A 1,423-nucleotide genomic window follows, 5' to 3' on the forward strand; every position below is an offset into this window, starting at 1 on the left:
CACGTCGAAAGTAGTTGGTGGGAAACTACCCGCGAGGATAGATAGTCGCTACGCTGTCTCATGATGGAGGATTAGCTCAGCTGGGAGAGCATCTGCCTTACAAGCAGGAGGTCACAGGTTCGATCCCTGTATCCTCCATATCATGAGCCGTTAGCTCAGTTGGTAGAGCATCTGACTTTTAATCAGAGGGTCGACAGTTCGAACCTGTCACGGCTCATTTGCAACATATATACACACCATGCGGGTGTGGCGGAATTGGCAGACGCGCTAGATTTAGGTTCTAGTGTCCAGTGGACATGAAGGTTCAAGTCCTTTCACCCGTATTCAATATTGTTGTTGCAATATTGAGTTTCATTTAGTAAAATATGAAAGTATCGTATTTATGCCGACTTAGCTCAGTTGGCAGAGCACCTGTCTTGTAAACAGGGGGTCGGAGGTTCGAATCCTCTAGTCGGCATAATGCGGAAGTAGTTCAGTGGTAGAACATCACCTTGCCATGGTGGGGGTCGCGGGTTCGAATCCCGTCTTCCGCTTTCATTATAGTAACGCCGGGGTGGCGGAACTGGCAGACGCACAGGACTTAAAATCCTGCGGTAAGTAATTACCGTACCGGTTCGATTCCGGTCCTCGGCACTATAATGAATATGCACCTATAGCGCAATTGGATAGAGTGTCTGACTACGAATCAGAAGGTTGTAGGTTCGACTCCTACTAGGTGCATTGTTTCGAAAGAAGCAAGATTTATGATTGAATGATCTCGGGAAGTGGCTCAGCTTGGTAGAGCACCTGGTTTGGGACCAGGGGGTCGCAGGTTCGAATCCTGTCTTCCCGATAGGCAATGTTAAATTGCTATTGTTTCACAGTTTTTGGCGGTGTAGCTCAGCTGGCTAGAGCGTCCGGTTCATACCCGGGAGGTCGGGGGTTCGATCCCCTTCGCCGCTATTAATTCCGGACCTTTAGCTCAGTTGGTTAGAGCAGGCGGCTCATAACCGCTCGGTCGTAGGTTCGAGTCCTACAAGGTCCATCTATTAGAATGGACCTTGGAAGACTCAACATTTATTGTTATCGCGGGATGGAGCAGTCTGGTAGCTCGTCGGGCTCATAACCCGAAGGTCGTTGGTTCAAATCCAGCTCCCGCAATTAGTTTTGAAAAAAATTAAATTTGGTTCGTTGGTCTAGTTGGTTAGGACGCCTGCCTGTCACGCAGGAGATCGCGAGTTCGATTCTCGCACGGACCGTTAGTAAAGAGATTTACTAAGGTAGAAGTAGTCGCAAGGTAATATGCGGGTGTAGTTTAGTGGTAAAACCACAGCCTTCCAAGCTGTTGTCGCGAGTTCGATTCTCGTCACCCGCTTTGCCACTGATATGGGCCTATAGCTCAGCTGGTTTAGAGCGCACGCCTGATAAGCGTGAGGTCGATGGT

Annotated in this window: 13 tRNA genes; all 13 read left to right on the forward strand. The window is 49.1% G+C overall.

Going from position 1 to position 1,423, the window contains the following annotated elements:
• The first annotated feature begins 65 nt into the window (after window positions 1-65).
• The 13 genes from FD29_RS10275 (at window position 66) to FD29_RS10335 (ending at window position 1,354) form a co-directional block, all read left to right on the forward strand.
• Window positions 66-138, forward strand: a tRNA-Val gene (locus FD29_RS10275).
• Window positions 139-144: 6 nt separating this feature from the next.
• A tRNA-Lys gene (locus FD29_RS10280) sits at window positions 145-217 on the forward strand.
• Window positions 218-240: 23 nt separating this feature from the next.
• Window positions 241-323 (forward strand) — tRNA-Leu (locus FD29_RS10285).
• A gap of 61 nt (window positions 324-384) precedes the next feature.
• Window positions 385-457, forward strand: a tRNA-Thr gene (locus tag FD29_RS10290).
• Between the two features lie 4 nt (window positions 458-461).
• Window positions 462-533, forward strand: a tRNA-Gly gene (locus tag FD29_RS10295).
• Window positions 534-547: 14 nt separating this feature from the next.
• Window positions 548-633, forward strand: a tRNA-Leu gene (locus FD29_RS10300).
• Between the two features lie 13 nt (window positions 634-646).
• Window positions 647-720, forward strand: a tRNA-Arg gene (locus tag FD29_RS10305).
• Between the two features lie 38 nt (window positions 721-758).
• A tRNA-Pro gene (locus FD29_RS10310) sits at window positions 759-832 on the forward strand.
• 36 nt (window positions 833-868) lie between these two features.
• Window positions 869-942: transfer RNA gene (locus FD29_RS10315), tRNA-Met, on the forward strand.
• Between the two features lie 8 nt (window positions 943-950).
• Window positions 951-1,024: transfer RNA gene (locus tag FD29_RS10320), tRNA-Ile, on the forward strand.
• Window positions 1,025-1,066: 42 nt separating this feature from the next.
• Window positions 1,067-1,140: transfer RNA gene (locus FD29_RS10325), tRNA-Met, on the forward strand.
• Window positions 1,141-1,164: 24 nt separating this feature from the next.
• Window positions 1,165-1,238, forward strand: a tRNA-Asp gene (locus tag FD29_RS10330).
• Window positions 1,239-1,283: 45 nt separating this feature from the next.
• Window positions 1,284-1,354: transfer RNA gene (locus FD29_RS10335), tRNA-Gly, on the forward strand.
• The last annotated feature ends 69 nt before the right edge of the window (window positions 1,355-1,423 follow it).

The sequence above is a fragment of the Companilactobacillus mindensis DSM 14500 genome, from assembly GCF_001434275.1.
Classification (GTDB): domain Bacteria; phylum Bacillota; class Bacilli; order Lactobacillales; family Lactobacillaceae; genus Companilactobacillus; species Companilactobacillus mindensis.